Origin of the sequence: Bradyrhizobium guangzhouense, assembly GCF_004114955.1 — a bacterium.
Lineage (GTDB): Bacteria > Pseudomonadota > Alphaproteobacteria > Rhizobiales > Xanthobacteraceae > Bradyrhizobium > Bradyrhizobium guangzhouense.
On sequence record NZ_CP030053.1, the window covers coordinates 5452225 to 5466224 of the forward strand.

General features: G+C 65.2%; 16 protein-coding genes, 1 tRNA gene and 1 pseudogene. 12 read left to right on the top strand and 6 right to left on the bottom strand.

Annotation, left to right across the window (positions count from 1 at the left end):
* Window positions 1-74: 74 nt before the first annotated feature.
* The 3 genes and pseudogenes from XH91_RS26095 to XH91_RS26105 form a co-directional block, all read right to left on the bottom strand.
* Window positions 75-1268, bottom strand: a pseudogene (locus XH91_RS26095) (MFS transporter).
* A gap of 71 nt (window positions 1269-1339) precedes the next feature.
* Window positions 1340-1894, bottom strand: a complete 555-nt coding sequence (locus XH91_RS26100) for a TetR/AcrR family transcriptional regulator (RefSeq protein WP_245477203.1) — start codon at window positions 1892-1894, stop codon at window positions 1340-1342.
* Between the two features lie 428 nt (window positions 1895-2322).
* Window positions 2323-3282: an N-carbamoyl-D-amino-acid hydrolase gene (locus XH91_RS26105; RefSeq protein ID WP_128953247.1), complete on the bottom strand. Its 960-nt coding sequence runs from the start codon at window positions 3280-3282 to the stop codon at window positions 2323-2325.
* A 241-nt stretch (window positions 3283-3523) separates the two neighbouring features.
* Here XH91_RS26105 and XH91_RS26110 point away from each other — a divergent pair, with 241 nt between their 5' ends.
* Window positions 3524-3748, top strand: a complete 225-nt coding sequence (locus XH91_RS26110) for a hypothetical protein (protein WP_128953248.1) — start codon at window positions 3524-3526, stop codon at window positions 3746-3748.
* 199 nt (window positions 3749-3947) lie between these two features.
* Complete coding sequence (locus XH91_RS26115; protein ID WP_128953249.1) at window positions 3948-4274, top strand: hypothetical protein; 327 nt, start codon at window positions 3948-3950, stop codon at window positions 4272-4274.
* A gap of 187 nt (window positions 4275-4461) precedes the next feature.
* On the opposite strand, the gene XH91_RS26120 is transcribed toward XH91_RS26115, so the two are convergent.
* Window positions 4462-4538: transfer RNA gene (locus XH91_RS26120), tRNA-Pro, on the bottom strand.
* 68 nt (window positions 4539-4606) lie between these two features.
* Between XH91_RS26120 and XH91_RS26125 the strand changes: the two genes are divergently transcribed.
* From XH91_RS26125 to XH91_RS26150, 6 genes are all read left to right on the top strand, one after another.
* Window positions 4607-5596: an L-threonylcarbamoyladenylate synthase gene (locus XH91_RS26125; RefSeq protein ID WP_128953250.1), complete on the top strand. Its 990-nt coding sequence runs from the start codon at window positions 4607-4609 to the stop codon at window positions 5594-5596.
* A gap of 94 nt (window positions 5597-5690) precedes the next feature.
* On the top strand, window positions 5691-7118 hold the full coding sequence (locus tag XH91_RS26130; protein WP_128953251.1) for an FAD-binding oxidoreductase: 1428 nt from the start codon (window positions 5691-5693) through the stop codon (window positions 7116-7118).
* Between the two features lie 2 nt (window positions 7119-7120).
* A complete protein-coding gene (locus XH91_RS26135; RefSeq protein WP_128953252.1) occupies window positions 7121-7552 on the top strand; it encodes a GNAT family acetyltransferase in 432 nt (143 codons plus the stop codon).
* Window positions 7553-7561: 9 nt separating this feature from the next.
* Complete coding sequence (locus XH91_RS26140; RefSeq protein ID WP_128953253.1) at window positions 7562-8143, top strand: NUDIX hydrolase; 582 nt, start codon at window positions 7562-7564, stop codon at window positions 8141-8143.
* Window positions 8144-8409: 266 nt separating this feature from the next.
* Window positions 8410-9339, top strand: a complete 930-nt coding sequence (locus XH91_RS26145) for a glycine/sarcosine/betaine reductase selenoprotein B family protein (RefSeq protein ID WP_128953254.1) — start codon at window positions 8410-8412, stop codon at window positions 9337-9339.
* A 37-nt stretch (window positions 9340-9376) separates the two neighbouring features.
* Window positions 9377-10570, top strand: coding sequence for a CaiB/BaiF CoA transferase family protein (locus XH91_RS26150; protein ID WP_128953255.1), 1194 nt, complete (start codon window positions 9377-9379; stop codon window positions 10568-10570).
* A gap of 3 nt (window positions 10571-10573) precedes the next feature.
* Here the strand turns inward: XH91_RS26150 and XH91_RS26155 are convergent, their stop codons facing one another.
* Complete coding sequence (locus XH91_RS26155) at window positions 10574-11134, bottom strand: TetR family transcriptional regulator (RefSeq protein WP_128953256.1); 561 nt, start codon at window positions 11132-11134, stop codon at window positions 10574-10576.
* Window positions 11135-11240: 106 nt separating this feature from the next.
* Between XH91_RS26155 and XH91_RS26160 the strand changes: the two genes are divergently transcribed.
* A complete protein-coding gene (locus tag XH91_RS26160; RefSeq protein ID WP_128953257.1) occupies window positions 11241-11657 on the top strand; it encodes a Tautomerase enzyme in 417 nt (138 codons plus the stop codon).
* Between the two features lie 118 nt (window positions 11658-11775).
* Here XH91_RS26160 and XH91_RS26165 read toward each other — a convergent pair whose 3' ends face one another.
* Window positions 11776-12540: an SOS response-associated peptidase gene (locus XH91_RS26165; protein ID WP_128953258.1), complete on the bottom strand. Its 765-nt coding sequence runs from the start codon at window positions 12538-12540 to the stop codon at window positions 11776-11778.
* 61 nt (window positions 12541-12601) lie between these two features.
* Here XH91_RS26165 and XH91_RS26170 point away from each other — a divergent pair, with 61 nt between their 5' ends.
* From XH91_RS26170 to XH91_RS26180, 3 genes are read left to right on the top strand one after another with little or no spacing between them, the layout of a single operon-like run.
* Window positions 12602-13099, top strand: coding sequence for a hypothetical protein (locus tag XH91_RS26170; protein ID WP_128953259.1), 498 nt, complete (start codon window positions 12602-12604; stop codon window positions 13097-13099).
* A gap of 16 nt (window positions 13100-13115) precedes the next feature.
* Window positions 13116-13550: an NUDIX hydrolase gene (locus tag XH91_RS26175; protein WP_128953260.1), complete on the top strand. Its 435-nt coding sequence runs from the start codon at window positions 13116-13118 to the stop codon at window positions 13548-13550.
* A gap of 45 nt (window positions 13551-13595) precedes the next feature.
* Window positions 13596-13973, top strand: a complete 378-nt coding sequence (locus tag XH91_RS26180; RefSeq protein ID WP_128953261.1) for a TIGR02301 family protein — start codon at window positions 13596-13598, stop codon at window positions 13971-13973.
* Window positions 13974-14000: the final 27 nt, after the last annotated feature.

Below are 14000 nucleotides of genomic sequence, written 5' to 3' on the forward strand. Positions count from 1 at the left end.
TCTGCGAGGCGCAAATTGCGCCATTGGGCCGACGATCAGAGCCTGGTAAACCGCTGCGTCACACAATCGTACCGCTACTCGGTCGTGGCATAGATCAGGCTCGCGACCGGCAGCGCAAGGCCAATGGCCGAGGCCAGCGTCCAGCCGCCTTGGACGAATGCCTAGGCGCCGATCGCAGATCCGGCCGCACCGGCGGCGAAGAACGTCGCCATATAGAGGCCGTTGAGGCGGCTGCGGTGCTCATGCCCGAGCACGAAGATGGCGCGGAAGCCCAGGACGACATTGCCCTGCACGCCGAAATCGATCGCGATCGCGGCGACGACGAGACAGGCGAGATTGAGCATCGATCCGGCCGCACCGACATGGGTGACGAGGAAGCCGAGGGCGACGAACAGCATCGCGGCGAGCGTGGCGATGCGGCTGTGGCCGCGATCGGCGAGCCGCCCCGCGATCGGCGCCGCGAACACGCCCGAGACGCCGGCGAGCGCGAACAGCGCGATGCCGCTCTGGGTGAAGCCGAACTGGCCGGCAAGCTGCAGCGGGATGACGGTCCAGAACAGGGCGAAGGCGCCGAACAGGCCGGCCTGGTAGAGCGCCCGGCGCCGCAGCAGCGGCATGGTCCGCACCAGATGCGGCATCGACAGCAGCAAATCGCCGTAGTGCATCCGCGCCACCGGCTTGCGCTGCGGCAGCGTCAGGCGCAGCACGACGATCAAGGCGATCATCAACGCCGCCGAGCAGAAGAACACCGCGTGCCACGACAGCGCCGCGGTGACGAAGCTCGAGGCCGGTCGCGCCAGCATGATGCCGAGCATCAATCCGGTCGAGACGTTGCCGACAACCCTGCCGCGACTGGCCTCCGGCGCCAGATGGGCGGCGTAGGGAATGATGATCTGCACTGCGACCGAGCCGAGGCCGATCAACAGCGCCGCGATCAGGAACGGCACCGCGTGGGTGGCAAAGCCGGCTGCGACCAGCGCCGCCGCGCCGAGCGCAATGACGGTGCAGATCAAGGTGCGGTTCTCGACGAGATCGCCGAGCGGCACGATAAACAGCAGTCCCGTGCCATAGCCGATCTGCGTCATGGTCACGATCAGTCCCGCCGCCGCGTGCGACAGGCCGAGCGCGGCGCTGATCGGCGCGATCAGCGGCTGGGCATAGTAGATGTTGGCGGCGACCATGCCACAGGCCGCGGCAAGCACGAAGGTCAGTCGTTGCGACACCGCATCCGGCTCGGGGGCGGCGTCGATCGTGGCATTCATCGTCATTCCAAACTCTCCGGGACTTCCATACAGGATTTTCGATATAGGAAACGCTCATTTCCTAATGTGACAAGAATTCAGGCAAGCAGCTTCATCGCGACGCCGACCAGGCGCTCGCCGTCGAGCGGCAGGCGTGCCTTCCCGACCACGCGCAAGCCCTGCGTCATGCAGATCACCAGCCGCGCGGTATCGTCGGCGTCGACTTGATCGGGGATCGAGCCGTCGGCGTGGCCCTCGCGAATGAGGCCGGCGATGAAACTTTCGTTGGTCTTGAGCTGCGCCGTCACGCGCGCACGCATCACCGGATCGACCGCCGACAGCTCGACCGCGCTGCCGACCACGATGCAGCCGCGGCGCCCCTCCGCGCCTTGCGAGTGCTCGACATAGGACTCAAGGACGTTGCGCACCCGCTCGCGACCATTGGCGCCGCGTGCCGCTGCACGGCGGGTCTGCTCGCTCCGCACCGCGACGTAGCGCTCGAACGCGGCGAGAAAGACGGCGTGCTTGTCGCGAAACGCCTTGTATACGCTGCCGGTGGCAAGCCGCATCGCCGCCGTCAGCTCTCCGATCGAAGTGGCATGATAGCCGCGCTCGCAAAACACCCTGATCGCGCCGTCCAGCGCGGTGTCCATGTCGAACTCCCGGGGGCGACCGGGGAGATGGGCCGATGGCTCGGATTTTCGGGCAGCTTTTTGCATTGCGGAATAATAGGGAATGACTGTTCCCAAATAAAGACACGTGGTTGTGATTGAGGCTCGGGCAGCAGGCTGGTCGTGATCCCCGTGTCCCGGACGAGCTGCAGCGCGCAACGCTGCTGCGCAGAGCCGGGACCCACGCCACACGGAATGCTCGGAGACGTGGGCCCCGGCTCTGCAGTGCATCGTCGAAGAGACGCTGCACTGCGTCCGGGGCACGAGATCGGAGACGCATACTGCCTTTCCGCGTCATTCCGGGATGCGGCTCTCGGCGCAGACCCGGAATCCATTTCACAGCGCGACTGGCGGCCCGATGGATTCCGGACCCGATGCTGCGCATCGCCCCGGAATGACGGAGAATGCCATCACTCCTTCCGCCGCACCTGCGTCCCGTCGGCCATGGTCGCCACGCCCTTCCGCTCCACGATCATCCCATACGCCTGCGGCTGGCGGTGAACATCGAAATTGAAGGTCGTGCGCTTGTAGGAGTTGCAGAGATCGAGATCGCAGCGGGCAAAGGCGAGCTCGTCGCCCTTGGTGGTGCATCGCGCGATGATCTCGCCTGATGGCGCGATGATGCAGCTGCCGCCGATATGATCGACGCCCTCCTCAACGCCGGCCTTGGCGACGCCGACCACGAAGGTGCCGTTCTGATAGGCGCCCGACTGCATCACCAGATGATTGTGGAACAGCGAGAGATCGTCGTGCTCCGGAGCCGGCGGATTGTGCACCGGCGTGTTGTAGCCGATCATCACCATCTCGACGCCCTGCAAGCCCATCACCCGATAGGTCTCGCTCCAGCGGCGATCGTTGCAGATTGCCATTCCCATCACGCCGCCGAAGGCGTCGACGACACCAAAGCCGGAGCCCGGCTCGAAATAGCGCTTCTCCAGATGCTGAAACTTGCGCCACGGCTCGTGCTCGGCATGACCGGGCAGATGGACCTTACGATACTTCGCAACGATCGCGCCGCCTTTGTCGACGAGGATCGACGCGTTGTAGCGATGGATCATGCCGGCCTCGACCGTGAGCTCGGCATAGCCGAGACAAAATCCGATGCCGAGCTCGCGGCCGAGATCGAACAGCGCTTGCGTTTGCGGCCCCGGCATCTCGCGTTCGAAGAAGCTGTCGATCTCGGCCTGATCCTCAAAATGCCAGCGCGGAAAGAAACTGGTCAGCGCGAGCTCGGGGTAGACGATCAGATCGCAGCCATTGGCCTTGGCCCCGCGCATCAACGCCATCAGCCGCGCCACCACCTCGGTTCGCGTCTCGCGTCTCGCGATCGGACCAAGCTGGCCGGCCGCCACAGTCAAGAATCTCGCCACGCGTTCGCCCCCATTCGCGTCTCGGATGGTCCGAGGCCCGCCGCACATACTGGCCGCGCCTATGCACATTCCGCGCCTGTTGGAGCTGATGCCGCACGGGAATCTGGCCCAATCAGGCATTCCAGGAACTTTCGTTGCCAATCTGCAACGGTTCCCCACTATCTAAGACCGGACAAAAGAAACGCCCATTGCGGCCACGAACCCTGCTCACAACGCCGTGAGACAAGTCAGGGGAACGACGATGCGTGCACAACGCGTTTGGAACGTGAATGGAGCCGCCAGCATCGGGCAGCTTCAATCCAGATTGGATGATCTGAACAAGCGGCTCAGCCAGCTGGAGAGCCAGCATCCGGAAAGCTGGAAGGTGGAAGAGCTGAAATCGAGCGCGCTCAGCCTGTCCCGGGAGATCGACGATATCAGATGCGCCGAGGCGACGGCGGCTTTGCGGGAATTGCTGCGGAAGTAACCGCGCACCATTCGCCGCCGCAGGGGGAACCAACGCTCCGCCCCGCCATTGCCATGGTGAGCATGGAGCAAAATCATGACCAGGCACCTGACGCGAGCTCATTTCGCGCGTGGCGTGGCCGGCGCGGTTTCCACGCTGGTCCTGTGCGCAACGATGGCCTTCACCATCGCGCGCCACTTCGCGCTGTGAGGAATTTTGCATGACGTCCGAGCCCGAGGAGTCGGTGAGGCTGCAAGGATTTGGCGAGATGACGCTGCGCACGGCCATCGCAACCGTGATGCTGCTCAGCCCGCGCGAGCGCGCGGAGGCCGCGATCTTCCGCGTTCGCGACGGCGAGCGTCTCGCCTCGAGCGAAATCACAGAGCTCGCGACAGCGTGGGGCATCGCGCCGGCGCCTGAGATCAGGTCGCCAAGACTCGTCCCTGAGCGGCACTGGTCCGACATCGTCCGCGGCATGGTCCGCGAAGCGCCGCTGCCATCGCTGATGGTGGCGTTTCTGCTGGGTGTGCTGGTGACGCGACGGTAAGCCGTTGACCTAGCGCGCAACGTCCGACCGCTTGCGCCGGCTCATCAAGAGCCATGCCGCCGGAACAGGCCACCCTGCGAGGGCCAAATCGGCCGTGGACCCGTCTTCAAAATCGTTGCAAAAAGGGCCCTGAAGGCGCTGGCGGCCGGTCCGCCAAGCCTTTGGAAAAAGCCAACTTTTGGAAGAATGGTCGGAGTGGCAGGATTCGAACCTGCGACCCCTGCGTCCCGAACGCAGTGCTCTACCGGGCTGAGCCACACTCCGACAAGAGGCCGGCTTATAGCGTCGGGTTTGGCGCACCGCAAGCGGCCGATAAGAGGAATTTTGTCCCTGTGAAAACGGGTCTTGAAACGCTGATTTTACCGGCTGGAGAGGCCGGCGCGGAAGCCGCCGCCCGAACCCTGGCCGCCGGCGGGCTGGTCGCGTTTCCGACCGAGACGGTCTATGGGCTCGGCGCCGACGCCGCCAATGCCACCGCGGTCGCTCACATCTACAGCGCCAAGGGCCGGCCGGCGTTCAATCCGCTGATCGCCCATGTCCCCGACCTCGCAGCGGCACGGCGGATCGGACGGTTCGATGCGCGCGCGCTCAGGCTCGCGGAGGCGTTCTGGCCCGGGCCGCTGACGCTGGTGGTGCCGAAGACGGAGAACTGCCCGGTCTCTGATCTCGCCACCGCGGGGCTCGACACCATCGCGATCCGCATTCCCGCGCATCCCGTGGCGGAGGCCATCCTGCGCGCCTTCGGCGGGGCGGTGGTGGCACCGTCCGCCAATATTTCCGGCCATGTGTCGCCGACGCTGGCGACCCATGTCGAGAGCGATCTTGCGGGACGGATCGACCTGATCATCGACGGCGGGCCGGTTGCGGTCGGCGTGGAATCGACGATCGTCGGTTGCTTCGAGGCGCCGATGCTGCTCCGCCCCGGCGGACTGTCGCGCGAGCGGATCGAAGCCGTGCTGGGGGCGCCTCTGGCGCGGCCGCCTGTCGAGGCCGACAGCGACGACAGCCAGCCGCTGGCGCCGGGCATGCTGGCCTCGCATTATGCGCCGCGCGCGACCGTGCGGCTTCAGGCGCAGGACGTTGCGCCCGGCGAGGCGCTGCTCGCCTTTGGCCCCGCGCGTCTGCCCGGTGTGGGGGCCGCCGCTGCCGTCATGAATTTGTCGCCCACCGCTGATCTCGATGAAGCCGCGGCGAATCTGTTCGGCTATCTTCGCAGCCTCGATGCGAAGGCGCCACGGGCGATCGCCGTGATGCCGATTCCTGAAGAAGGCTTGGGCGAAGCGATCAACGACCGGCTGCGGCGCGCTGCGGTGGCACGATAGCGCATGATCCGGACCCGAAGGGCCGCGTCAGCGCAAAGTGTGCGGCGGTTTTCCGATGAGACCATGAGCAAGAGATAAAGGCGAAGAAGACACGATGAATATCAATCAATCCGCCACCCCACAGCTTGCGCCCGAGCTGATCGACCAATTCCGCAAGATCGTCGGCGATCGCCACGCGATCACCGGCGCTGATGATATCGAGGCCTACGTCACCGAGGAGCGCAACCTCTTCCACGGCCACTCGCCGCTGGTGCTGCGGCCGGGCTCGACCGCGGAAGTGTCGGCGATCTGCAAGCTCGCCTCGGAGCACAAAATCGCGCTGGTGCCGCAGGGCGGCAATACCGGCCTGGTCGGCGGGCAGACGCCGCACAACGGCGAGGTGGTGGTGTCGCTGCGGCGCCTGGACAAGATCCGCGAGGTCGACACCGCCTCCAACACGATGATTTGTGAGGCCGGCGTGGTGCTGCAGATTGCACAGCAGAAAGCGTCCGATGTGGACCGGCTGTTTCCGCTGTCGCTGGGCGCGGAAGGCAGCTGCACCATCGGCGGCAATCTCTCGACCAATGCCGGCGGCACCGCCGCGCTCGCCTATGGCGTCGCGCGCGAGATGGCGCTGGGGCTGGAAGTCGTGCTCGCCGACGGGCGCGTGCTCAACGTGCTGTCGAAGCTGAAGAAGGACAACACCGGCTATAATCTGCACAACCTCTTCATCGGAGCGGAAGGCACGCTCGGCATCATCACCGCGGCGACGTTAAAACTGTTTCCGAAGCCGCGGGCGATCGAGACGGCCTATGTCGGACTGAAATCGCCTGACGCGGCGCTCAAGCTACTGACGATCGCGCAAAGCGAGGCCGCGAATGCGCTGACGAGCTTCGAGCTGCTGTCGGAGATGGCGGTGGATTTCTCGGTGCGGCACGGCATCGACGTGCGTGATCCACTCGCCGAGAAGCATCCCTGGTGCGTGCTGATGGAATTGTCTTCCCCCGGCGACGATGCCCGAACGCCGTTGGAGACGATCCTCGGCCGCGCCATGGAAGAGGAGATCGTCGACGACGCCGTGATCGCGGCCAACCTGACCCAGCGCAACAATTTCTGGAAGCTGCGCGAAGAGATGTCGGCGGCACAGAAGCCCGAGGGCGGCTCGATCAAGCACGACATCTCCGTTCCGGTCGCCGCGGTGCCCGCTTTCATCGAGGAAGCCAACGCGGCGGTCGTGAAGCTGATCCCCGGCGCACGGCCGGTGCCGTTCGGCCATCTCGGCGACGGCAATCTGCACTACAATGTCAGCCAACCCATCGGCGCCGACACCGCTGAATTTCTCGCGCGCTGGCATGAGATGAACGCCGTCGTGTTCGAGATCGTGCTGCGCATGGGCGGCTCGATCTCGGCCGAGCACGGCATCGGCGTGCTCAAGCGCGACGAGCTGCCCGAGGTAAAAGACAAGACCGCGATCGAGCTGATGCGATCGATCAAGGCGATGCTCGATCCGCTGGGCATCATGAATCCGGGGAAAGTGCTGTAGGGATGTCCGCTCTCAAGATCGATGCGATCGACGATTCCGACGTCGAGCCGGTGGTGGCGCTGTGGCAGCGCTGCGGCCTGACGCGCCCCTGGAACGATCCGCATGCCGATATCGCGCTGGCACGGCGGCGCGAGAATTCGACGGTGCTCGTTGGCCGCGACAAGGGCGCGATCGTGGCGACCGTCATGGTCGGCCATGACGGCCATCGCGGCTGGGCCTATTACGTCGCCGTCGATCCCGATGGCCGCAAGCGCGGTTACGGCCGCGCGATCATGGCGGCCGCCGAAGACTGGCTGCGCGCGGCCGGCATCGCCAAGCTGCAGCTGCTGGTCCGGCGCGAGAATGCGCAGGCGAACGCGTTCTACCAGTCGTTGGCGTTCGAGGAATCGACCTCGGTGATGTTCCAGAAGTGGCTCGACGGCCGCGAACACTGAAAGACAACAATGACCATTTCCGACCGCGTCCGCATCAAGGACGTTCGCGTGCTCTCCGACGGCTGGACCACGTTGAAAAGCACCACGTTCGACTACCGGCGCGCCAATGGCGAGTGGCAGACGCAGAAGCGCGAGACCTATGAGCGCGACAACGCCGCCGCCATCCTGCCTTACAATCGCGCGGCGCGCAGTGTGATCCTGGTGCGTCAGTTCCGCCTGCCCGCCTTCATCCGCGGTTACGACGATCTGCTGATCGAAGCGGCTGCCGGCGTGCTTGACAATGCCGAGCCAGAAGCGCGCATTCGCGCCGAGGCCGAGGAAGAAACCGGCTATCGCCTGCACGACGTGCACAAGGTGTTCGAAGCCTTCATGAGCCCCGGTGCCATCACGGAGAAGCTGCATTTCTTCGTCGCCGAATACGAGCCGCACATGCGGGTCAGCGACGGCGGCGGCCTCGAGCACGAGGGCGAGGACATCGAGGTACTGGAGCTCGGCATCGACGAGGCTCTGGCGATGATCGCCGACGGCAGGATCATCGACGGCAAGGCGATCATGCTGCTGCAATACGCCGCGCTGCATGTGTTCAGGTAGGTGCTCTTGCTTCCTTCCCCCCTTGTGGGAGAAGGTGGCGCGAAGCGCCGGATGAGGGGTCCTCTCCAATTGCGAGACTGCTCGTGAGGATTGAAATCCCTCACCCGTCTCGCCGCTACGCGGCGAGCCACCCTCTCCCACAAGGGTAGAGGGTAAGACAGCGCCTCATTAGAATCGCAATACAGGCCTGCGTCACTCCGGCGCCTGTTGAGCAACCCCAAAACTATCTCTAGTCTGGCGCCAACCAAGAACCAGGAGACGCGCCCATGTCCGCCCCGCGCGACGACGAATTCGGCTTTGCGCCCGACTATGATTCTCCGATCCCCTATATGCAGCGCACGCGGGATTATTACAGCGCGATCGGCTACACCACGCCTTATCGCTGGGCGCATCACACCGCAGCAGCGTTTCAACCCCTGAAGAAGCCGCTAGCGCAGTCGCGCGTCACCATCATCACCACGGCCGCGCCCTACGACCCTGATAAGGGCGACCAGGGCCCGGGCGCGGCGTATAACGGCAGCGCGAAGTTTTACCAGGTCTATGACGGCGACACCTCAAAGCAGCACGATTTGCGCATCTCGCACATCGGCTACGACCGCAAGCACACCTCGGCCACAGACAACGGCACCTGGTTTCCGCTGCCGCAGCTCTTGAAGGCAAGCGCCTCGGGCCGCATCGGCGAAGTCGCGCCGCGCTTTTTCGGCGCGCCGACCAACCGCAGCCATCGCGTCACGCTGGACACTGATGCGCCGGAGATTCTGGCGCGCTGTCTTGCCGACAAGGTCGACGCTGCCGTGCTGGTGCCGAACTGCCCGGTCTGCCACCAGACCACCGCGCTGGTGGCGCGGCACCTCGAGGCGGGCGGCATTCCGACCGTGATCATGGGCTGCGCCAAGGACATCATCGAGCACGCGGCCGTGCCGCGCTTCTTGTTCAGCGACTTCCCGCTCGGCAATTCCGCCGGCAAGCCGCAGGACGTCGCCTCGCAGGCGCAGACGCTGGAGCTCGCGCTCAAGCTGCTGGAGACTGCGAGCGGACCGCAGACCACGATGCAGTCGCCGCTGCGCTGGAGCGAGGACGCGTCCTGGAAGCTCGACTACAACAACGTCGCGCAGCTGTCGCCGGAAGAGCTGGCGCGCCGCCGCGCCGAATTCGACAAGCAGAAGGAGATCGCGCGCGGCAACCGTGCCGCCTGACGTCCTTCCGACAACGACAACAAGCAGGGAGAGCGACGTGACGCGACCGTTCGAAGGCGTGAAGATTCTGGACTTCACGCAAGTGCTGGCCGGCCCCTATGCGAGCTACCAGCTCGCGCTGTTGGGGGCTGATGTCATCAAGGTCGAGCGGCGCGAGGGCGAGGACATGCGCCGCACACCTCTCTCGCGCGAATGGGCCGAGCGCGGGCTGGCGCCGGCATTCCAGGCCATCAACGGCAACAAGCGCAGCCTGACGCTCGATCTGCAAAAGCCCGACGCAATCGCGATCGTGAACAAGCTGGCCGCGCAGGTCGACGTCGTCATGGAAAACTTCCGCCCGGGCGTCATGGATAAGCTCGGCATCGGCTACGAGGCGCTTTCGGCGATCAATCCAAAGCTGATCTATTGCGCGGTGTCGGGCTTCGGCCAGACCGGCCCGGATCGCTTGCGGCCCGGCTATGACGGCAAGATGCAGGCGCTGTCGGGCATCATGGCGATATCAGGCCACCCCGAAACAGGCCCCACGCGCGCGGGCTTTGCCGTGTGCGACGTGCTGTCGGGCGCAACCGCCGCATTCGCGGTGTCGAGCGCGCTGTACCAGCGCGACCGCACCGGCAAGGGCCAGCTCGTCGACGTCTCCATGCTGGAGGCGACGATGGCGTTCTTGTCAGGGCAAATCGCTGACTGGTCGGTCGCCGGCCATCGCCAGCAGCTTTCGGGCAATCAGGCCGTCAGCCGCAGGACCACGGCGAACTTGTTCAGATGCGGCGACGGCCACATCCTGCTCGCGGTCAACAACGAGAAGCAATATCGCGCGCTGATGACCACGCTCGGGCGCGAGGATACGCTGAGCGATCCCCGCTTTGCCGACTGGTTCTCCCGCAACGAGAACGAGCCCGCGCTGCGCGCCATCATCGAGCAGGCGCTTGCGAAACGGCCGGCACGCGAATGGGAGACGATCCTCGAGGATGCCGGTGCGCCCTGCGCAAGCATCTGGAAGGTCGAGGAAGTGATCGATCATCCCCAGATCAGGGCGCGTGGCGCGATCCAGGAGCTGGACACGCCCTATGGCCGTCTGCGCTTTGCCGGCAGCGGCTTCAAGCTGGCGCATGGCGGCGGCAAGCTCGACCGGATGGCGCCGGAGCTGGGCGCGGATACGGATGCGGTGCTGGGTGAACTGGGGTTCGACGCGACCGAGATCGCGGCGCTCAGGGCGCGGGAGATCGTCTGAGAGCTAGATCGCCTTCGCCGCAACTTTGGCCGCGGCGAGGATCTCACGCCTGATGGCATCGTCCTTCACCGCGCGCGCCATGTCGGCCGCACCTGTCAGGATCGCCAGCAGCGCCAGCGCGCGCTGCCGCGCATGCGTGCCGCGAAAACCCTGCGCGACCAGATCTGCCAGACGTTCCAACTCCCCCTGGTAGACTGCGCGCGTTGCCGCATCCGAGCGCGCCACATCCGATGAAAAGCTCGGCAGCGCGCAGGCCTCATCGAGGCCGACCTCCATCCGCTCACCGAGATAGAAGTCGATGAACGGTTCGCGCCAAGCGCTGCCGTATTGCGCCTGAAACTGGGCCATGCCGCCGCGCAGGAAGGCGAGCCCGTCCGCCACCGCGAGCCGGAATGCATCGGCCTTGGAGTCGAAATGGGCATAGAACGCGCCCGAGGTGAGGCCCGCGCCCTTTGCGAGCGCGTCCACGCCGGCGCCGCCGAATCCGCCGGTGCGGAAGCCGCGCCCGACGGCATCCGCCAGCCGCGCGCGCGCGTCACCATCGCTCTTCTTCGGTCGTGCCATCGCAGGTCACCTCTCGATAGCGATCGTTATATTATGCTTGACTATATAACGATCGTTATGTTTTATATAACGACCGTTATTTCACGGTTCAAAGGGAGACCTCTCTATGCCCATCCAGATCATCGTTCCCGAAGGTGCGCTGACGCCATCGGGAGAAGCCGAGGCGTTCGGCAAGCTAACCGAGCTCCTGCTCCGCCTGCACGGCCTCACCGGCAACCGCTTCATGACGCCGAACGTCATCGGCGAAGTGACCGTGGTGCCGAAGCGCCGCACCTATTCCGGCGGCAAGCCCGCCGACATCGCCGTGTTCGAGCTCAAGGTGCCGTCGTTCGTGCTGCCGACGCAGGAGCTGAAGGACGCCTGGATCTCCGAGGGAACTGCCATCATCGAGAAAGCCGCCGAGGGACGCATCAAGCGCGAGCATATCTTCGCCAATGTCAGCTACGCGGTCGATGGCGGCTGGGGCATCGGCGGCGACGCGTTCAGCAACGCAGCGCTCGGGTCGGCTGTCGCTGCGGCTTGACGCGAACGAGCCCAGCTCTCGCGGGGTGGGTTGGCGTCAGCGTGACCCACCTCTTCTGCCTCGGCTGCACACAGCGGTGGGTTACGCCTTCGGGTAACCCACCCTACCGCAGCGGCGCCTAGAACAACGAGCCCTGCCCGTCATCGGATGACGCAGCAGCAACCTTCCGCACCAACTTCTTCGGCTTCACGGCCTCCGCTTCCGCCGCCATCTCCTCCGCGCTGATCGGCAAGAGCAGTTGCTCGTCGTCATTGGCGACGCGGTTGACGCGGGTGGAGACCGGGTGCCAGGCGAATTCGCCGATGCGTGGCGCCGTCATCAACGGCAGGATCTGATCGATCTCGTCGCCACGGCAATCGAGCCAGCGCTCGAAATCGCGCGGGCTGATGGTGACGGGCACGCGGTCATGCAGCGTGGCCAGATCTTCGTCCGCAGCGGCCGTCACGATCGCAACCGTGTCGAGCTCCTCGCCGTTCGGCCCGATCCAGGTTTCGAACACCGCGGCAAAGCCAAGCGGCGCGCCGTCGGCGCGATGGATGAGGAAAGGCTGCTTGCGGCCGCCTTCCGACTTCCATTCGTAATAGCCGTCAGCCGGGATCAGGCCGCGCCGCCGGCGAATCGCCTTTTTGAACGCGGGCTTCTCCAGCACCGTTTCGGAGCGGGCGTTGATCAGCAGCGTAAAACCCTTGGGGTCCTTGACCCAGCTCGGCAGCAGGCCCCAGCGCATCAGGCGGAAATGGCGCGCGCCATTCTCGACCAGCACGACCGGAATCGGTTGTGTCGGCGCGACGTTGTACCGGGGCGGGAAATTCGGCTGCTCGATATAGCCGAACAGTTGCCGTAAGGCCGCGGGGGCCGAAGTTATGACGAAGCGTCCACACATCCTTGCGCCAATATAGGGTCCGTTGAGGTCCTTTTAACCCCGAACGTTAACACTGCGGCCGATGAGCTCAATGGCCTCCCAACCCGCGACGCGCGCACAGACGGGCCCCGAGGCCGTGGCCTGGGCTGAGCGGCTGCGCGTGGCCAATATCAACCCGCGGACGGGGCTTGCCACCGACTATCTCAACCATTTCAATGAAGCCGTGATGCTCCTGGAGATGATCCCGGACATGCCCGAATGCGCCGAGGATTTTTTGACCTGGTCGCCGCTGTCCTATGCCGAGCATTTTACAGCGTCGAATTTCAAGGCGCGGGATCTCGCCATCGAAGCCTATGAGAAAGCCGAGCCGTCGGTGCGTGCCCAGTTCGACCACATCACCGACACCATGACCTCGATTCTATCAGCGGTCGGCTCGGCCATGCGCGAGGTCGAGAAGGACACGACCCGCGTTCGGCTGGCCGAGCAGGCGACGGCTTGGGTCAAGCCGCTGATCGCGGCTTGCGGCGGCATCATCAATGGCGGCGCGGAAGCCGACGTCGACACCATCATGGCGAACTAGGCCAAGTCTTGACGATATGCCCACGGTCATCCAGCCCACCCATCCCCAGATCGCCGTCAGTGCCGCGATTTTTCGCGACGGTAAGGTGCTGCTGACCCGCCGCGCCCGCTCGCCCGCCAAGGGCTTCTACTCGCTGCCTGGCGGGCGGGTCGAATTCGGCGAATCGCTGCACCAGGCCCTGAGCCGTGAGGTCGACGAGGAGACCGGGCTCGCCATCGAGATCGTCGGCCTCGCCGGCTGGCGCGAGGTGCTGCCGGCCGCGCCGGGTGCCGGCCATTATCTGATCATGTCCTTTGCCGCCCGCTGGGTCGCGCGGGAACCGTCCCTGAACGACGAACTCGACGATTTCAGATGGATCGCCCCTGGCGCGCTTGGCAGCCTCAGTGACCTCAAGCTGACCGGGGGGCTGGAGGAAATCATCCAGTCGGCCGCGCGCCTGATCGGCCCCTGAGCGACGCCTTGCGTCATCAGCCCTGAGGGGGCATACACGCCGCCGATGTTCCCGCGATTTCTGGCCATTTTTGCCCTGATCCTCGCCTGCGCCTCCGCGCCCCTCCGGGCCCAGGACGTGGCGGCGCCGTTCGACGCCGATTTGCAGCGGCTGGCCGAGATCCTCGGCGGCCTGCATTATCTGCGTGGCATCTGCGGCTCCAACGAGGGCAACAAATGGCGCACCGAGATGCAGGCGCTGATCGATGCCGAAACCCCCGCCGGCGAACGGCGCACCCGCATGATTGCCGCCTTCAACCGCGGCTATAACGGCTTCCAGCAGACCTACCGAAGCTGCACGCCGGCGGCGACGGTGGCGATCAGCCGTTACATCGAGGAAGGCTCGAAGATCTCACGGGATCTGACAGCGCGCTACGCGAACTAGCCTCCTCCTGTCATTCCGGGGCGCGCA

Excerpts from the sequence above, each read along its gene's own strand:
- XH91_RS26100 (WP_245477203.1), bottom strand. The coding sequence starts at position 1,894 with ATGGACACCGCGCTGGACGGCGCGATCAGGGTGTTTTGCGAGCGCGGC.
- XH91_RS26110 (WP_128953248.1), top strand. The coding sequence starts at position 3,524 with ATGCGTGCACAACGCGTTTGGAACGTGAATGGAGCCGCCAGCATCGGG.
- XH91_RS26115 (WP_128953249.1), top strand. The coding sequence starts at position 3,948 with ATGACGTCCGAGCCCGAGGAGTCGGTGAGGCTGCAAGGATTTGGCGAG.
- XH91_RS26130 (WP_128953251.1), top strand. The coding sequence starts at position 5,691 with ATGAATATCAATCAATCCGCCACCCCACAGCTTGCGCCCGAGCTGATC.
- XH91_RS26135 (WP_128953252.1), top strand. The coding sequence starts at position 7,121 with ATGTCCGCTCTCAAGATCGATGCGATCGACGATTCCGACGTCGAGCCG.
- XH91_RS26140 (WP_128953253.1), top strand. The coding sequence starts at position 7,562 with ATGACCATTTCCGACCGCGTCCGCATCAAGGACGTTCGCGTGCTCTCC.
- XH91_RS26145 (WP_128953254.1), top strand. The coding sequence starts at position 8,410 with ATGTCCGCCCCGCGCGACGACGAATTCGGCTTTGCGCCCGACTATGAT.
- XH91_RS26155 (WP_128953256.1), bottom strand. The coding sequence starts at position 11,134 with ATGGCACGACCGAAGAAGAGCGATGGTGACGCGCGCGCGCGGCTGGCG.
- XH91_RS26160 (WP_128953257.1), top strand. The coding sequence starts at position 11,241 with ATGCCCATCCAGATCATCGTTCCCGAAGGTGCGCTGACGCCATCGGGA.
- XH91_RS26165 (WP_128953258.1), bottom strand. The coding sequence starts at position 12,540 with ATGTGTGGACGCTTCGTCATAACTTCGGCCCCCGCGGCCTTACGGCAA.
- XH91_RS26170 (WP_128953259.1), top strand. The coding sequence starts at position 12,602 with ATGAGCTCAATGGCCTCCCAACCCGCGACGCGCGCACAGACGGGCCCC.
- XH91_RS26175 (WP_128953260.1), top strand. The coding sequence starts at position 13,116 with ATGCCCACGGTCATCCAGCCCACCCATCCCCAGATCGCCGTCAGTGCC.
- XH91_RS26180 (WP_128953261.1), top strand. The coding sequence starts at position 13,596 with ATGTTCCCGCGATTTCTGGCCATTTTTGCCCTGATCCTCGCCTGCGCC.